Source organism: Tychonema sp. LEGE 06208, assembly GCF_015207505.1.
Lineage (GTDB): Bacteria > Cyanobacteriota > Cyanobacteriia > Cyanobacteriales > Microcoleaceae > Microcoleus.
On sequence record NZ_JADEWT010000071.1, the window covers coordinates 1 to 16,534 of the forward strand.

Annotated in this window: 19 protein-coding genes and 2 pseudogenes; 13 read left to right on the plus strand and 8 right to left on the minus strand. The window is 47.9% G+C overall.

All coding sequences use genetic code 11. The features are described from left to right. The 5 genes and pseudogenes from IQ263_RS18335 to IQ263_RS18355 all read left to right on the plus strand — a co-directional run. Window positions 1-170: pseudogene (locus IQ263_RS18335) on the plus strand (photosystem II q(b) protein); the annotation flags it as partial. Between the two features lie 523 nt (window positions 171-693). Further along, entirely contained in the window at window positions 694-936 is a 243-nt protein-coding gene (locus IQ263_RS18340; protein WP_194069011.1) for a hypothetical protein, read from the plus strand. A 256-nt stretch (window positions 937-1,192) separates the two neighbouring features. Beyond that, window positions 1,193-1,783 carry a tyrosine-type recombinase/integrase gene (locus IQ263_RS18345; protein ID WP_194069013.1) on the plus strand — a complete coding sequence of 197 codons (591 nt, stop codon included), beginning with the start codon at window positions 1,193-1,195 and terminating at the stop codon, window positions 1,781-1,783. A 131-nt stretch (window positions 1,784-1,914) separates the two neighbouring features. Continuing rightward, entirely contained in the window at window positions 1,915-2,250 is a 336-nt protein-coding gene (locus IQ263_RS18350) for a hypothetical protein (protein ID WP_194069015.1), read from the plus strand. Further along, window positions 2,196-2,849, plus strand: coding sequence for a hypothetical protein (locus tag IQ263_RS18355; RefSeq protein WP_194069017.1), 654 nt, complete (start codon window positions 2,196-2,198; stop codon window positions 2,847-2,849). Before IQ263_RS18350 ends, IQ263_RS18355 begins: the two co-directional genes overlap by 55 nt. A gap of 20 nt (window positions 2,850-2,869) precedes the next feature. Here the strand turns inward: IQ263_RS18355 and IQ263_RS18360 are convergent, their stop codons facing one another. From IQ263_RS18360 to IQ263_RS18385, 6 genes are all read right to left on the minus strand, one after another. Continuing rightward, complete coding sequence (locus IQ263_RS18360; RefSeq protein ID WP_194069020.1) at window positions 2,870-3,715, minus strand: hypothetical protein; 846 nt, start codon at window positions 3,713-3,715, stop codon at window positions 2,870-2,872. 17 nt (window positions 3,716-3,732) lie between these two features. After that, entirely contained in the window at window positions 3,733-4,674 is a 942-nt protein-coding gene (locus IQ263_RS18365; protein WP_194069022.1) for a hypothetical protein, read from the minus strand. Beyond that, window positions 4,671-4,934, minus strand: coding sequence for a hypothetical protein (locus IQ263_RS18370; RefSeq protein WP_194069024.1), 264 nt, complete (start codon window positions 4,932-4,934; stop codon window positions 4,671-4,673). Before IQ263_RS18370 ends, IQ263_RS18365 begins: the two co-directional genes overlap by 4 nt. Then, complete coding sequence (locus IQ263_RS18375) at window positions 4,927-6,684, minus strand: hypothetical protein (protein ID WP_194069026.1); 1,758 nt, start codon at window positions 6,682-6,684, stop codon at window positions 4,927-4,929. The genes IQ263_RS18370 and IQ263_RS18375 overlap by 8 nt, the downstream gene beginning before the upstream one ends. A 188-nt stretch (window positions 6,685-6,872) precedes the next feature. Continuing rightward, the gene (locus tag IQ263_RS18380) at window positions 6,873-8,090 is read right to left on the minus strand and encodes a hypothetical protein (protein WP_194069028.1); all 1,218 of its coding nucleotides are present in this window, start codon (window positions 8,088-8,090) and stop codon (window positions 6,873-6,875) included. A gap of 19 nt (window positions 8,091-8,109) precedes the next feature. After that, window positions 8,110-8,601, minus strand: coding sequence for a hypothetical protein (locus tag IQ263_RS18385; RefSeq protein ID WP_194069030.1), 492 nt, complete (start codon window positions 8,599-8,601; stop codon window positions 8,110-8,112). 166 nt (window positions 8,602-8,767) lie between these two features. On the opposite strand from IQ263_RS18385, the gene IQ263_RS18390 reads away from it, so the two are divergent. The 4 genes and pseudogenes from IQ263_RS18390 to IQ263_RS18405 form a co-directional block, all read left to right on the plus strand. Continuing rightward, on the plus strand, window positions 8,768-9,010 hold the full coding sequence (locus IQ263_RS18390) for a hypothetical protein (protein ID WP_194069033.1): 243 nt from the start codon (window positions 8,768-8,770) through the stop codon (window positions 9,008-9,010). A gap of 38 nt (window positions 9,011-9,048) precedes the next feature. Continuing rightward, window positions 9,049-9,612: a hypothetical protein gene (locus tag IQ263_RS18395; RefSeq protein ID WP_194069035.1), complete on the plus strand. Its 564-nt coding sequence runs from the start codon at window positions 9,049-9,051 to the stop codon at window positions 9,610-9,612. A 10-nt stretch (window positions 9,613-9,622) separates the two neighbouring features. Then, window positions 9,623-9,976 (plus strand): hypothetical protein, encoded by a 354-nt coding sequence (locus tag IQ263_RS18400; RefSeq protein WP_194069036.1) that lies wholly within the window; start codon window positions 9,623-9,625, stop codon window positions 9,974-9,976. 281 nt (window positions 9,977-10,257) lie between these two features. After that, window positions 10,258-10,758 (plus strand): annotated as a pseudogene (locus tag IQ263_RS18405) (C39 family peptidase); the annotation flags it as partial. Here IQ263_RS18405 and IQ263_RS18410 read toward each other — a convergent pair. Both IQ263_RS18410 and IQ263_RS18415 read right to left on the minus strand, forming a co-directional pair. Continuing rightward, complete coding sequence (locus IQ263_RS18410; protein ID WP_194069040.1) at window positions 10,750-11,499, minus strand: hypothetical protein; 750 nt, start codon at window positions 11,497-11,499, stop codon at window positions 10,750-10,752. The pseudogene IQ263_RS18405 and the gene IQ263_RS18410 sit on opposite strands and share 9 nt — an antisense overlap. A 113-nt stretch (window positions 11,500-11,612) precedes the next feature. Next, entirely contained in the window at window positions 11,613-11,873 is a 261-nt protein-coding gene (locus IQ263_RS18415) for a helix-turn-helix domain-containing protein (RefSeq protein WP_194069042.1), read from the minus strand. A 198-nt stretch (window positions 11,874-12,071) separates the two neighbouring features. On the opposite strand from IQ263_RS18415, the gene IQ263_RS18420 reads away from it, so the two are divergent. From IQ263_RS18420 to IQ263_RS18435, 4 genes are all read left to right on the plus strand, one after another. Further along, window positions 12,072-13,010 (plus strand): hypothetical protein, encoded by a 939-nt coding sequence (locus tag IQ263_RS18420; RefSeq protein WP_194069044.1) that lies wholly within the window; start codon window positions 12,072-12,074, stop codon window positions 13,008-13,010. 84 nt (window positions 13,011-13,094) lie between these two features. Further along, a complete protein-coding gene (locus IQ263_RS18425) occupies window positions 13,095-13,568 on the plus strand; it encodes a hypothetical protein (RefSeq protein WP_194069050.1) in 474 nt (157 codons plus the stop codon). 724 nt (window positions 13,569-14,292) lie between these two features. After that, window positions 14,293-15,525 carry an IS110 family transposase gene (locus tag IQ263_RS18430; RefSeq protein WP_194069052.1) on the plus strand — a complete coding sequence of 411 codons (1,233 nt, stop codon included), beginning with the start codon at window positions 14,293-14,295 and terminating at the stop codon, window positions 15,523-15,525. Window positions 15,526-15,598: 73 nt separating this feature from the next. After that, window positions 15,599-16,339 carry a GerMN domain-containing protein gene (locus IQ263_RS18435; RefSeq protein WP_194069054.1) on the plus strand — a complete coding sequence of 247 codons (741 nt, stop codon included), beginning with the start codon at window positions 15,599-15,601 and terminating at the stop codon, window positions 16,337-16,339. The last annotated feature ends 195 nt before the right edge of the window (window positions 16,340-16,534 follow it).

Consider the following 16,534-nt stretch of genomic DNA (forward strand, 5'->3'; position numbering starts at 1 on the left):
CGATTATCGACTCTCAAGGTCGTGGTATCAATACCTGGGCTGATGTGATCAACCGCGCTAACTTGGGTATGGAAGTAATGCACGAGCGCAACGCTCACAACTTCCCGCTTGACTTGGCTGCTGCTGATACAACTCCTGTAGCAATGGTTGCTCCTTCTATCAACGGCTAAGTTTTAGTCTGAGATTAACAAAAAGCGCTCCTAGAAATAGGGGCGCTTTTTGTTTGGGAAAAAATATTTTTTTTGACCTCATTCTTGCTTAGACGTTTTGCACTCATTCGCTTTCAATTAGTGAATTATTTGCGTTTATCTTTGTCTTTTGGTTGAACTCTGCGGTTAACAGATCGAACTATTTATGGAAGAGGTCTCTTCTATCCGTTGAATCCGTTAAATCGGGCTTGCGCGATCGTTGCCCGACTTTCTTTCATGCTGGAATTTTTTACGACTACTATAGAATATAGCGGCGACTAGGCCGATCGACATACTGTGACATACTCCACGCGCGAAACCTCATATAATGGTCTAGGGTTCCAATAGTCGGATTCAGGATATGTGAGACTTGCCGTAAAGAGTTCGCTAGCAGCAATGCAATTGTGTCAATTCCAGAATCTAACCACAGACAAATGTAGCCGATCGGGAGTCGCTCCTCACCGTCCGAAGCACTCTATCTGTAAGGAGTCCCCACTGCCTACCTATGCAAAGTTCTTGGAAGATTCACCCCGACAAAAAGCCCGACTTGAATTATGACGACTGGCACGAAGGTTTCTCGGATGCAACCGATCTCAAATTTCCAGAATACCCCGCCAATATTGCTTATATGCAGGGCTGGATGGAGGGACTTGGAATGCAAGCGGGATATGATGGCAGTCCGCCGGCAATCAATGAAAAATCTTATATAGAAGGCTACAGTCAGGGCAAGTACGAACGCGAGTGCTAATTCTACTTGCTGAGTTCGCTTTTCTTGAGCCCGCTTCGGAGCGATCGCCCAAAACACTCCGAACTCTCGACTCTCGACTCTTTACCCTGCAAGCGCTAGGAGCTTCTGATCCCGCGATTCCAACAGTTCCAGCACTTCCTACACTCTCGCCACACTCTCACAACTTAGACTATACAAAATGTGTGTTATGCAGAGCGAGAGTGCTAGAATTAACGCATTTACAAGGCTTTAGAGAGCTAGAATTGACACGGTTTTTATGGCAAATTGTAGAATGGGTAGACCGACTAACGCTTCTCGGAGAGACAGGGAGTATTTACTAGAATCCGAGATAACACGCCTGCTAACTGCTACAAAGGCGAATAAAGACACTTTCTTGGCTACTCGTAACTACTTAATTATACTACTAAGTTATCGCCACGGTCTTAGGATTAGTGAATTAATCGGTTTAAAGTGGGATCAAGTCGAACTGGAAGAAGCCCGCATCCACATCAAGCGGCTTAAAGGTAGCAACTCAGGAGTACATCCGATGGCCGCTGATGAGTGCCGCTATTGCTTGAAACTGCGATCACGCCAACCGACCAAAAGCCCTTGGATTTTCACCAGCCGGACGGGGTTGGTACTGACTCGCGACGGCGTGACAAAAGCTTTAGCGGCGGTTTGTGCGATCGCGAAACTTGAAATCCCCTTCCATCATCATATGTTGCGACACAGTTGCGGCTATGCTTTGACGGCACAGGGTAACGACACCCGGCTGATTCAAGAGTATTTGGGGCACAGGTCGATCGAGCATACCGTCCGATACACCGCGTTAGACCCCGCGAGGTTTAAAACGTTATGGGAAAAATGAAACCGCGACAAGCTGTTATAGAGTACGTTTATTGGCGGGTTCTATCCTGTAACAAGTCCGATCGAATTTTTTACTGCCTATTGCTTGTCATTGGAGTGCTAGTTGGAATGCTAGTAAGGTGCTAGACAATAATGCTTTACAAGGAATACTCTATCCGGTTGTGGAAAACTGAATGGGAAGGGAAAATAATTGACGGTTTTTTTTACTCAATCAACGGTTTCGCTTACCGCGATACGAGAGAAGCTGCCAAAACCTATAAATATATAGCGCTAGTTGTTGAAGAATACCCCCAAAGAGGCGGGAAATTGTGGGGCGGTTCCACACCATTAATTGCGCTCGATCTAGCAAAATTTAGTATTGACTTGGAAACTAGCAACAGGCAGCGATGGGATGCACGGGAGAAAATGAGAATATGGGATCAACGCCATTTAAGAGAACGTTTCGGCAAGCGGTTAGAGAATATCTAAGTACAACTTTTCCCAGCGAAGCGAACCGCGCAAAGGTTGAAATAGAAAAACTCGTTAACAGTGTTACAGAGTCCAATGCGCGCGAAACAATTCAATCAGTTTTGGCAGAATTTGGAATGCTTGCGGGATGGCTAGAAAATCACTTCACGCCCGGTTCGTTCTTCACCGATCGCGGTTGGGTGTTTGGCTGGTATTATTCGGAACAATTACAAGCGCGACGACTACCCCTTAAAATTTCGGCGACCTATTTTAAAGGCATCGCCAGAAAGGTAGAAGTTATCCAAAACCGCGACGGGTTCCGTGTCGCAGAATCCTTGCCGTTTGTTGACGGGTCTCCAGTCGAAGTTCCACCGGGGAAAACTCATCTTTACGCGCGGTACGGATGGGCTGCTGCTGTACCGCTGCCATGGCATCGCACTGCTGACAGTCTGATAGTCGATCGCACAATTCTTAGCTGTGGATTCGCTATTGCCTGGAAGTGGTGGCCGGCTGCTGCCAAACATTATGCGAATCATCCGCCGTCGCCACTACTGGAAGACTGCAAACTTAAGAGCGAGCCTGAAAATTGCCTGCCCATGGGTGACGGTTGGTTGTCGTAAAGTGCGATCGCCTTTCAGCACTAGCTCTTCTCCAAACACTTGCTGACAACTTCCCTAACATCCGTCGGTTTGTAACCGAGCTGGATTTTCTGACCGGTGTCAGTTCTGATATTGAGCTCGCGGTTTTTCTGTGCCAGCCGAGAGTTGAAGATTAAGAACCACGCAGGAAATACTCTTATCTTCGGTTTGGTCGATCGCACTTCTTCGCCATGCACCAGTCGCAAAATCCGAGATTTGCTCAAATCGGCAGCGCGCTCTACTAACTCAGTTGCCGCTCCTTTTGAATTGGCATAGGCTTTCATCTGGCCACCTTTGCCGATTTTTGCATCGGTTGTTTTGTCGCCCATCAATGCGACCGCATAATGCCCCCCGTATGTGTAACCGTTTTCGCCCCCCGCTGCTGCCAAAATATTCTCCCACGTGCATTTACTGCGGTGGATATTTGGGATTGTGAGGAAAGGTCTCGGCGGCGGTTTGTCGCCGAGCTTCTTAGTTAACTTGACAGGTTCGTAGGGCCGCTTGCCTGAAAGCCTCCAATGGATCTGTACCGAAACGGGGGCGACGTGCTGTTCCACATAGTCACCGTAGGGATGTCCCACGATTTGAGCTAAGTCAGCGCGGGAAAGCTCGGCGCGGATGAGTTGCTGAATTGCCGGCAGAAGGCTCGCTTGCAGCGCGATAAACGGCTGACTGCCAGAAATCACGATTTTAATAGGATCATCTTCTTTGTCGAGCGTCAATTCATAAACATCAAAATGGGATTGATCGGACGGTTTGTTGCTCGACTCACCGTCAATGCGAGTGAAAGTAATATCACTTTTAGCTAAAATTCTGGCAGCTTTTGCTTGTGTTCGTTCACTTGTCATATTAAATGCTCCCGTATCTAGCTATAAGCGACAAAACGGCGGATAACAGCCTCTTTGGTTCCCTCTCCAAAACCTTCCCCAAAATTTTCTAGAAAATTGCCTAACGCGGCATTGTCTTTTTCAACAGATTGGTAGAACTCGTTGACCTTCTCGCTGATAATTAACGGTTTACCAGTTCCCCAGCTAGCAATAGCTTTGTCAACCCATGGAATGCCAGTTTTGACGTTTTGCTTTGCCCATTTCCTAAAGTTCATGAACCCAATCGAAAACAAGGCTTGTTTGGCGAGTTTGAAAATGGCCCAGCCGATTGTGCTGAGCTCTTGTAAGATTTCCTCGCCAGTGTCCGACTCGTCTTCTAAAACCAAAAATAACGTTCGCATTGCGTTGCGGTCTATTCTCAGCTTTGGAAGCTTGTCAGCGCCAATGATGAAATTAGCAAGCGAGCGGCCTAAACTCTCCCCGGCAACACCCGCAAAGTTGATAAATCCTTGGTTGAGCTCCTTAAGCAATTGGTCATCGCTCTTGTTGAAGTCAAAATTGTAAATGACTTCCCCAGCAGAGACAGCACCCTGAACTAATCCCGGCATGATGCCAGCGAGAGTTATTCCCCCGATGGTTCCCGCGCCCGCGACAACAGCGGCGACAGCCGCCACCCCAGCCGAAACAGCACCGACAACAACACCGCCGATTAAGATGACGGCGACAGCGCCGGCCGCCACAGCGATCGGATCTTCTTTGAGCCAATTTTTGAAAATATTCCAGTCGCCGCGGCCGATGGCCGAGAATAGCTCCTTTGCCCCATTGACCATGTTGCCGAGTAAGTTTTTTACGTTCAGTAGACCTCGCGACAGAATGCCGCCAATTTGACTGCCGATACCTTGAAACCAGTTGCCAAGTTTTAAGCCGAGGGAAATTGCAAGACTAGAATTTTCGGCAGTTACGCCGGCCGGTGGATTCATAATTTAGGATTCCTTTTGGTTTTGGTGATGCGTTTGAGCTTTTTATTTTTAGCTTCTGGGGGTTTAGTGGAGGTTGTAGAGCCAGAAAAGTCTGTCTCCCATTCCTCAATATAATTGTCTAAACTTCCTACTCCGACAGTTTTTAAAATATTAATCCGTTCCATCGCCATTTCGCGGCGGAGTTGCCGCACATCGTCGCGAACGACTCGCTCCAGATAGATTTTAATGTCGCCTTGAGTAATTGTTGAACTTTTAGCCATTGTTGATAGTGGGTAAATTTGATTCGATGCTTTCCAGTATGTCCTTGATTGAGCGACTGCGCGGGTGAGTCTCTACAGTTTTTATCTTGTTCGTCTTAACTTTTAGCAGTTCCGGTAACAATTTTTCGGTTGCTTCGTCTTGATTGAGGTCTATTTGTCGCTCGTTCCCTTCACCGAAACCTTTTCCTATTTGAATTTGCAGATTGTAAGGAGTGTCAACTGTCTCGATTCGGGGAATTACTTCAACTCCAATAGAGTCAATAAGTGCGTTTAATCTGTAGATTGCATCAGATAAACCTACCATGGTTTGAGTTACCGCGAACGCATTTCGGATGTCCATATTTGTGCTGACATTGCCGTCGTCCTTGACTTCGAGCAAGGCTTCTGCTACTGCTGAAGCCCATCCCGTGGCGTTAAGGTATTTTGCCTTGAATTCTTGGTCGCCGGCTTTTGCCGCGTCCGCATCTTTGATATTGACGCTGGGTTCAAAGATTAAGCCGTGTGCTAGTGTTCGGAACAGGCATTGCAAAATTTCGTAAAAATTCTTGGCAATAGTTTGACTTGCCGGGTCGCATCCTGGGGCCATGAAAATGTTCGAGATGGGGAATTTATCTTTTAAAATCCGGTCAACCGCATATGGTTCTTTTATATCTTCGAGCATATCTAAAACTTCTTCACAGCAATTATTCATTGGTGGCTTGTTTCCTGTTGGTAAAAATGGTTTGCTTGGCGCTTGTTCTCCGACGGGGATTATTTGGACAACAGTTAACTGTTGATAGTTGAAAACAAATTGCCAATCGTCGAAATTCTTGAGCACTCCTTTACCTGCTATGTTGAACCCGGTGATCCAATCTCTGATCCGGCGGGCCGGCCCGTAGGCAATTACAGGTACAGGTTCGTATGGAAGAGTTGGGATTGTCGTGTGGGGTGATACAGTAAAACGATCTTCTTCGACTCGATTCAATCCGCTCACTCGAAGTACAAAAAAAGTAACGTTTGGCTGATACCAAAGATTGTTGGCACTGGTAGGCGGGGTGTTCCCGAACGTTGCATTTAATACTCGACTAAAAGGGTATTGAGGCCCCGTCCCATTCGGTCGTTCGTAGCCTACAGTCTGCAATTTTAGTTTGCCCGAAACCTTAAAAGGCAAAGAGGACGGACTTCTTATCGGGACGATTTTAGGGATATCGCTTGCCGTAATTTCGCTTTCTATCTTAAAGTCACTGCGAAGGTTCACAGGCCCGTCTTTCTGTTTGTATGCATTAGATAAGTTGTAGCCGTATCCCGACCGTTGAGCTTTTATAAGAACATAGACTAGAGCGTCTGTATCTAGCCCTTTGGGAATTATGGGTTCAAAGTCAGAAGGATCGGGTTGCTTGATTGGTTCATCTCCCGGAGTTTCTGGCGGCGGTTTGCATCCCGGATCGGGATAACTTCTTTGGGCGACAATTATTCCAAATATTGACTTGACCTCGGTAACGATACAATCGCGCGCTTCCACATCCACCGCAAAGCCACCGATTCCGATGTGGATGGTGCCGCCCTCGCGACCCCAAGTAATTTCTTGCCCCAATAGCCCGACAGATATCGCGCCGCCGTAGTCGGTTGTCGCACCGACTGATGCAAAACCGAGGTCTATTTCGATTGAACCACCTTCTGTGTTGAGCGTGATTTTTCCCTCGCTCTTTTTGCCGATGGCGCGGGTGATTTCTATTTCCGGATTTTCTGTGTTGAAATTAATCTTACTCATTGGACGATTTTAGGGTTTTAGGTAAAAGTGAAATAAAATCTATCACTTTTAAACTTTGTGGAATCGGCAACCTGCAATAATGTCCTTAGAAGAAATTGAAAAATAATTCAAGCTGCGTCTTGTTCTTTTTGTACTAAAGTCTTTCATACACAACTAATATTTTTGCGTTGTACTTTGCCTAAAACCTGTCACTGTACGTACTCTATAACGGCAAAAAAAGGCTTAGACAAAATTTCTGCCGAGCTTGCGCTTTCATTCGTGACATTTACATAGGTTGTATCTGTGGCAATCATTGTTGAATAATTAATTTGTCTGCCATTCAGAGCTACTGTGTTGTTCGTGGCGTAAAAAACAACTCCGGTGATATTAATAATTTTGGTACTTGTTATGCCGTGTGCTACTGAAACTGTCCCCCCTTGTGTTGCGGCAGTAATTCCTGTTATCAATTTTTTTTTGATTGCTACGTTGTCACCTAGCGCAATAAATCCTGTAAAGCTAGGCGAGTTTAACGGTGCTTTGCCAGCAAGTGCAGTCGTAATGGTTGCTGCAAAGTTGGCATCGTTACCGAGCGCCGCTCCTATTTCGCCGATCGTGTCGAGCGTCGCTTGTGTGGCCCCACCCAGCAAAGAAGCGATCGCAGCGCTTACTTGCGCGGGAGTGGCAAAAGTTGACATCGGAACTTGCTCCACTACTCCCGTGCCTGACGTCCTACCAAGCAATGAGCTTGCTGACAAGTTGGTTAGCCGACCATCCAGTGCCAATTGGAGCGTCGCAAGCTCTAGCCGCAATTGCCCTACATCATCATTTTTTTTTGAGTCGCCGGCGATCGGGTTAACGTCAACAAACACGGAACCTTGCGCGGTAATTCTGTCGCCGGTTTGGGGAAGCGTCGCGTTTGTCGCGGTGTCTGCTATAAACTGAATCCCGATCGCACATCCGCGACCGGGTGCGAAGTCCTCCATCTGGTTAATGTAGGGCAGAAGTTTGAGAGTATTAACCTGGTTGCCGGAATTTTGGATGACTTCGGTATTCAGCCAGATCCAATTGTCCGACGGCGAGGTTTTCCCGTAGATGAGCATCTGGCATTTAGGATAGGCAGATTGCAGTTTCTGCATTTCCGTCACCCGGTCGCGCAATGTCGATGTCCGCTTGACATCGGCGGCCGGTGTCTGGGTGCCCAGCGAGGGCAAGTAATAAGTCAGTGCCAGACTGCGGACTAAAACCGCAACCCCGACATTTTCCCAAGTTAAGTGTTGAGTTTCCGCTGATGGCAGACCTAGCGATGAGACATAAGCAGCTAGCGCGGCTTTAGCCGGTGCGGCGAGCGCGTCCACGTCCAAAATTGTTTGGATGGTGCTGTTGTTCTTGATCGGCTCAACGAGCGAGTGAAAAGTATAATCAGCCATCTAGGTTTTTATGAGTTTCTTATAAGAGGTAAGTTGCAGCATTTATTGAGATCCCGGTGCTGGTTGCTGCCTTAGTGTAAGGCACGCTGAAATTCCCCGACAACTGCTTTCGATTCAAATTGAGGGTTGCACTGATGTTTTCAAGTTTTGTAGGATTTTTTGCTAAGTCGTTTTGCGTTGATATCAGCCGATTTACTACTTGGATAAAATAATCAATAGCGAGGGGTGCTGTAAAGGTTCCAGTAGTTCCAGCAGAAAACGTGCCGCTAGGAAAACTCGCAGCGTCCGGGTCGCCGACAAAATTTAAACTCAATGAGTCGCCAGACTTAATAGGGACTTGAAAATTTCCAGTAAATGTCAACGTGTCGCTGTCGTAAGTACCTGCAAAAAAATTTGTGGTATTTCCTGCTGCCGATTCCAGAGCCTGAAAGTATTCAATTAATTGTAGAAATTGACCCTCGATTGTGGTTGCTGTAATCGTTGCGCCGGTGCCGGCCGTGATATTGGTCATTTTTTTTGCTTGTTTTAGGACTAAATCTTACTTTATTCTATCAGACTTAACAAACTTATAGAACCTTAAGGTTCTATAAGTTTTGCTCGTGAAATTAGTTTGCCACAACCCTTGTCAGTGAAGGGCTTGAGGAGTTAGACTGAGGAAGCAATTTACAAATAAAGCGATGACAGAATTAGCTGCTAACAGTATTGTTTCTACAACTGTGGAAGATGCTTTGCTAGAAATCTTAAGAATGATAGCTGACTTGCAAGCTACAACTGCGACCAATCCCCAAAACAGAACTGTTATCACTCAGTTCACACAGAACGAATTGACCGGATTGTTCACAGTCTCCTTGAGCATCCCATCCAGTCTCAGCTACGGAGATTCGGGTGTGGTTGCTAACGCCTCCGAAGTATTCCTGTAATTAACAATTGTTGCTCTGCAACAACAAGGAGAACATAAATGGCAAAACCGCAAGTTCAGGCGGAACAAACCGATATAACTCAAGAATTGACTGCCAAAAAAGGTATTCAATCTCGCGTCGTTCAAGCGTATGTAGAGCCAAACGTCTATCTCGAATTTAAAGTCAGAGAAGACTTTTACAACTATTTCGGACTGAAGCCGACAATCGCCACCACGGCCGATGTTGCGGTGACAAAATACAAGCCGGGTACTGGCACCGGTACGGGTACAGCATCGGATAATAATAAGGGTAACGGCGTTTCTTATCGCTCGAAGGGCAAGAGTTTGGCGGGGAAGAAAATTAAGTTCCCAACTACAGGGGGAGATCCGCCACCCGTTAACTCGAAAAATGTTGCGAAAAAGAAAAAGACAATGACAATTCGGGTGCCAACAATTCTTTCGGCGGCGGCGATCGCGCTTTGGGTCAATACGGCGATGGATGCAAACCGCCGTCCTAAGTATTTCACTCTAGAATCGGGCACAGAAGTCTGGATCGATCCGGGGATGACAGAAGCAACAAAGCTCAAGCCTCTGAAATCAATCAAGGGGAAGAGCGAAGCCTAGCGGATAGTTTATGGATGTTGGCGACGAGTCTTCATGGGAATTTGTGTTCGTCCAGGACTACTATCGAGAATCGCTCGGCTACCAACAGGTCGAGCCGATTTACCTCCCCGGCTCTTTTAGCTGGGAAAGGCTTCGGGTTCGTGTCAGTTGCCCGACGGCTCGAACGACGTGGCGGGTGGCGGGCGAACTCGTGCAGGTATTGGGGGCACATTTGGGGTTTGACTTTGAAGGCGAAGCCAAACTTTTACCGCTAAACGCATCTAAGTTAATTTCTTTTTCTGAGTTTGCAGGTTATCAGTTAAAGTTTTATCCGAAATATTGGATAGATTCTTTCCAGGTTCAAGTAGATAGGTATTTACCTTAAATGGAATCCCTGGCAACAATTTCGATCGTTCTCAGTATAATAATTGCGGCTTTTAGCATTTGGAGGGCCAACAATGCAATCCTCCGCAGGCTTGTGCTTATTCAAATGAGACAAGACTCTCTGAGGGGTCTATCAGTTGCATTGAGTTCTCGCATCAATGATTTGGAAAAGTTTGCATCCGTAACTCATGGGTATCATATCAGAGGCACTGCTTCAGAGATAGAAGAGGTCTTTTTGAATAATTTTGAAGGAAAGGATACAGGTTTTTAGACTTTAGATTAATGAAAATTGACGTTCCTTTTAAATCTCAGTTGGATAACGTTTTGAATCCAACTGGTTCGTGCAATGTTACTTCTATTGCTATGTGTTTGGCTTTTTTTGGGGTAAAACCCAAGGGAAGCGGCCAGTTAGAAGATGAGTTGTATAAGTATATGGAGAGTCAGAATCTGAGCCGCCACTCTCCGCAAGACTTGGCTCAGGTTGTCCGAGATTATGGGCTTAAGGATGACTTCACGGCGGCAGGCAGTATCGACCGCTGCTGTCGGCACATTCAGGCTGGCAACCCCTGCGTGATTCACGGCTATTTCACGTCTTTCGGCCACATTATTGTGTTGATTGGGTTTGACGAGAAAGGCTTTTTTGTGCATGACCCTTACGGCGAATGGTTCCCTAGCGGGTATCGAACCGATTTTAGCGGCGAGTCCCTTCACTATTCCTACAAATTAATTGAAAGGCTGTGCATCCCAGACGGTCAGTTCTGGGTGCACTATATCTCAAAATAAAATGATGGCAGAGCGATCGCGCAAACAGTCGGCGATTTCCTCTGGAGATATCCCTAGGGCGATCGCCTCCCTGATTTCTTCGCAGCGCGCGTTGCTAATGGGCGAATCGGTGTTGCCACCGGGGACATGAATGTGCCGCACTTTTTTGCCGCTGCGGTAAGAGAATCGGAAATACTCGCCGCCTCGGGCCGTACCTTTTGGCCGATATCTAGAGATTGCTTTTGTTACAGAATCATCTGGATTTGATTCTGTAACAGGTGCCGGTGTTACAGAATCATCTGGATTTGATTCTGTAACAGGTGCCGGTGTTACAGAATCATCTGGATTTGATTCTGTAACAGGTGCCGGTGTTACAGAATCATTTAGGGGCGGAATTGATTCTGTAACAGGTTCCGGTGTTACAGAATCATCTGGATTTGATTCTGTAACAGGTGCCGGTGTTACAGAATCATCTGGGGGCGGAATTGATTCTGTAACAGGTTCGGGTGTCAGGGCGAAGTCGCCGGGGTGAAGGTAAGCCCATTCCTCTGTCCGATCGCTCCAAAATCGGACGCTACCGTCAGGATGGACGGAATCAACGAGAACGACTTCCCCTTTTTTCCAGTCAGGGGCGCTGTTGGCCTTGCGCCGCAGCTTCACCCGATCGCCCGCTCGAACAGTTCCGCCGCCAGAGGGCGCGCTAAATAAACTTAACTGCTGCTGCATCAAACCGCTCTCCTTCTTGATTGCATCGCTACACATAAATCTGCCTCCCATAGGGAAAGCATTCATGTGTAGCGATTATTTATAGAAGCGCGTCAGTTTTGCCGATCGCGCATCCGCCTCAAAACTTGAGATCCTTTTACGTTCGATCGTCAATTTACAGACTCATCATTTGGCACGCTCTCTACGTTCAGACCAAAAGACCTAGCAAGAGTTTTTAGGGGTATCCCTAACTCTTTCGCGAGAAGGATGGCTCGATCAAATCGGGGGATAGACTCTCCCCGTTCCCAGTCACCAATAATGCGAATTCCTACCCCCATCCGGCGGCTAAGTTCCGGCTGGGTGAGGTTTGCACTTTCCCTAAGACTTTTCAAGGTTGGTACGTTCCGTTCTTCATCGTCAGCTTTATTCATAGTAGCACTAAAGTGCTAGCAGTTTAGTGCTTGACACAAAACAGGACTAGCACTAAACTGCTAGTGGGTAGACACAACAAAGAAATTCGGCTCGGCCGCGTGAACTTGGTTTAGCTAAATCTCTGCGTTAAATCTCCCATAGATTGCATTGCATACTCCAACAATGCGGGGCGAACCCCTCGCCCCTTCCTTTAAATCATGCACACGTACACCCGCGAACTTTTAGACAAACACCTGCTGCCGGAACTCAAGCGGATAGCCCAGGAACTCGGCATCGTGCCCGCTGGCAACAAAGCTTATAGAGAGACTTGGATTGCGGCACTTGTAGATCAGCCTTTTCCGGTATCTCAGACGATCTCCCCCGAAGCCGAACCAGACGGTAATGCCGCGCGCCAAAGCGAGAAGCCGAACACTTGGGCGCAGTGGGCGTTTAGGGCGCACTATGCTGTGGCCGTCCAACGGTACGAATCCGAGTTTGGCGTACCGTTTGAAAGCACGAACCTGCACGCAGAACTTGGCGAAAAAGGATTAGCCGCAGTGTTCGTACCTGCGGAAAAATTCCTCGATGCTGATCTAGCCCAGGAGCCGACAGAAAATTCCCCCGGTGTCGATCTAGTCCAGGAGCCGACAGAAAATTCCCCCGGTGTCGATCTAGTCCAGGAGCCGACAGAAAATCCCGACCTGGCAGATGCGCTCGCAGAAATTGCCCGACTGCGAATGCGGAATCAGGAATTGCTGGAACAAGTGCGATCGCAGTCTCAGACAATTCGACACGCCAAAGACATCTCGCCGGTTAAAAAGCCGAGTTTTAAGCGAGTTCTCGCGCTGGCTGAAGCGGCCCTTCTCAACCTCTCTAAGGGCGAGGGAGGTGCTTGGTTCCTGAGCATGGGGCATCTCAAGCGCAAGTTCAGGAAGCTGCGCCACATCTGGGACTTGCTAGTTTCCGGCGACTGGTACCTGTCGGATTTATTCCCGCCACCTCTACCTGTGGTGCCAGAACCGCTCTTCCCCCCAACTCACAGTAAATACGGTGCCATTCCCTTCTGCAGCGATGACCTGATCGATATTTGGAGCTTGAATCCTGCGGGTGCGGAGTCGAGCGGTCTGTCTCCTCCAGAAGGGGGTGATGCGATGTAATTTGAGCGTATCTCACATTCCCATCACTTTGCTTCCAGTGCGATCGTCCGATCGGGCGATCGCTTCCTACCACTAAAAACAACAATGGAACCACCAAATACTTTTACCTATCGGCATTCAGAAATGCCGCCGATAACTGACGAAATGAAATCGGAAATCGCAGAAGTTGATTTTAATACAGCGAATCTGATTCTGAAGTTTCAGGGCAACTACCGCGCGCTTTCCGAACTCGCGGAAACTCTCGCCGACAGTCTGGACAGTTGCGAAATGAACTTGCAGTGCATTCAAATTATTTCCGACGGTGACGGCGAGGGGCCCGCGCGGGCGATCGGCTTAGCGGACTTACCCCTACAAGAAAAACGCATAATCGTATCCACTGTTATTGCGCATGCAGTGGCGACTAGGACACTGAGCAACCTTCTCGAACGCGATTTGGAACAAGTAATGTTCGAGGTCAAAGAAGTGGTCGAGATCGAGTACGGGGAACTCACGCAGGAGCTACTGGACAGCGTTCTCAATCAGTTGACCGAGCAAGTGCGGGAGTCTCCCCACGACTGAAAGTTCAGCATCGAACTCTAAAATCTGATACCAGAAGCTATTGAGTCGAACCCTCAATAGTTTCTTCGAGAATTCGCTCCTTCGAGAATTCGCCCTATCAAAAGTTACTTCTCACCCTTAGTAATACCATGAATCCAAGCGCAAACAATAAAAACAAATTGGTTAGAAGCCTCGTCGCCGACTGCGAGAGAATGTTTGGCGAGGCTTTTGATCGAAGCAAGTTGAGAGAGACCCTTCTTATCATTGAGCAGGCAAGAGCAAAGGGCTATCTCGGTGTTCATAAAAATCACGATCGCTGCTTAGTGGAATCAGTGAATATAGCTAACGACATCTTGAAGACTTACCGAACCGAGAGTGGACTCACTACTGAATTTAAGAAGCCCGAAGCTTTGTACGTTTACATAGCGTTAATATCCCTCAACTGCATCAAGCTTTGACAAGGTAAATCCCGCCTGATGAACTGTTTGCCCTAACAGTCGAAACTCCCGTTTTAAAGGGGAGTCGCGGGTAAGGGTTGCGTCCTCGCATTAGTTCTAGTTCTTCAGTAAGGAGGTGGACAGTTAAATGCTGTCCCAAAATTCTCGTGGGAACGACCAATTAATCGCAAACGCGCGGTGGATTCCAACCCCACCGCGCGATAAATCTCCTAAGCCCCTGTGCGGATATGGGTGTAATGCCCTTGGGTGATTCGTGGGTTATGTAAGAGGTTTTTAGGTAGGAAGTGATGTTTAAAGTAATAGGAATTGACGTGTCGGCACACCGTGTCGATGTGGTTTTGCTTGAGAATTTTCCGCAAATCGCATTGAGGGATTTTTACTTATCGCCCGAATTTGAAAAAGTTCACGCAGTTTACGAGGTCACAGAACTTGATAACTTGCTCGTAAAAGTGGGAGACTCACCGGCTGTGGCGATACTGGAAGGAACCGGAACTTACTCTTACTACTGGCGCAAGCATCTCAAAAAAAACGGCATCTTTGTCTTGACGGCGGATCAAGGTATGGTCAAGTCAACTCGCCGCAGCTTGGGAGGAACCGACAATAAAGACGATCCGTTTGACGCGCTGGTGATGTGCGAACTTTACCGCCGCCACTACCTCGATGTTTACGATCGCCGCTTTTGGGTGAAAGAACTCGATCCAAAAATTGAACAGATGCGGCGCGCGCTGCTGGACTTAAAAACCACGACGCGCAAGCAAACGAGCTTCATCAACTCAATCAAAGGCCGCCTTGCCTGGGAATATCCAGCGCGCGCGACGGTCAAATCGCAGAGAGCGAACGGCTCTCTCGATGTCGGAAAACCACCGGCATTTTGGGCGTGGCTCGCAGGTCGCGGCGACTTCCTCTCTAAAAGCATCCTCTCGCGGTTTAACAATCACTACGAAAAAGAGCAAAAGTGCGATCGGGCAAACATCTCCGAAATGACGCGCCAATTTGCCTCTTCAGTCTGCGATCTGCACGACACCGAGGCACAAATTGAACTCAGGCTGACCAACCTGCTTTTTGACAGCGACTTCGATCGATATCATCGGGTGTTTGACCGCTTCAGTTTTGGCTACCGAGAGCGCGGATGGATCCTCTCCCGAATCTTCCCCTTTGAAGATTTTCTGTGCTTGCCCAAGAAGCGAGCGCTCCGCAGGTTCCGCCAAGCTTGCGGTCTCGGCAAAATTGAAAAGTCGAGCGGTCAAATGCGGGCCGGTGGCGGTGGCGGCAAGTGGACAGGGTGCGCCAACACTCGCAGCACTCTGTGGACTTATATAAACTGCCGGATCGAGCCGCAGAAACTAAAAGGACAGTCTTACACCGCATTGCAGCTAGAACTGCGAGAATACTTTATCGGCCGCGCCTTCGAGGCTGACGGAACCAAAAAGCGCGGCGGACGGCTGGCAGACGCTCGAAATGCCAGTTGCCGAAAGTTAGCGGATCTAGTCTTCCGGGAACTTTACAATGAAATGAAGTAGTTTATAAGCAAGCGGTCAACGGCGATCGCTTTTTACTAAATCAAACTTTCAAAGTGTGCGGAGGATTTGTATTATGAAAGATGGACCAGAAGTAAGCCGCATCTCCACAGCAGTCATTGCCGGTGTTTGCGGGTTCGCTTTAGCAGCGGGAGGGGGTATTGCCTTGTGGACGGCGAACCGTTCGCCAAACTCCGCAGAGACGCACTCCTCCGCTCCGACTACCGCTCCGGCGCTGTCCCCAACTCCTGCAGAATCCCCTGCTGTAATTATTCCCGTACCTCCTCCCAATCCTGTTGAGGTGCCGCAGGCTCAGACTCCACAGACTCTGCCACAGCAGGCTCTGGTTTCCAAGTCGCCACAGCCAAAGCCTTTGCCGGAGGCTGGTGCTCCAACAGTCCAAGTTTACTGGGTTAAAGGGGCCGGTGGTAAATTTGAAGCAGTTCCTACCAAAGTAGCTGTCAAACCTGCTGACGAGCCTGATACAGCTTTAGAAGCTGCTTTTAACAGTTTGTTGGCTGGGCCCAAGGATGCAACTGTTTATAGCGAAATTCCCCAGGGGACAAAACTCCGCAGTTTGAGTGTCAAGAATGACGGAGTTTATGTCGATTTGTCGGCCGAATTTACTTCGGGCGGAGGCAGCACTTCGATGACTGGCAGGTTAGGGCAAGTTATCTATACGGCTACGAGTTTAAAACCGAATGCTAAGGTTTGGATTTCGGTGGATGGCAAGCCTTTAGAACTTTTGGGTGGCGAAGGTTTGGAGGTTGCTCAGCCGAGTACCCGCCAAAGTTTTGACAAAAATTTTCCTCTTTAAAAATTAGGAGTCATTAGTTATTAGTCATTAGTGCTGTCCCCGCTTGCAAAGATCATCGATCGGAATGAAAAAAGTAGGGATTGATAACTGATAACTGATAACTGATGATATTTTTATATTTTCCAAACAATAATATTTTTATGAGCGCAGTGCGATCGTGCAGCTAAGTGTCCCGCTCGTTTGTCAGGTATAATT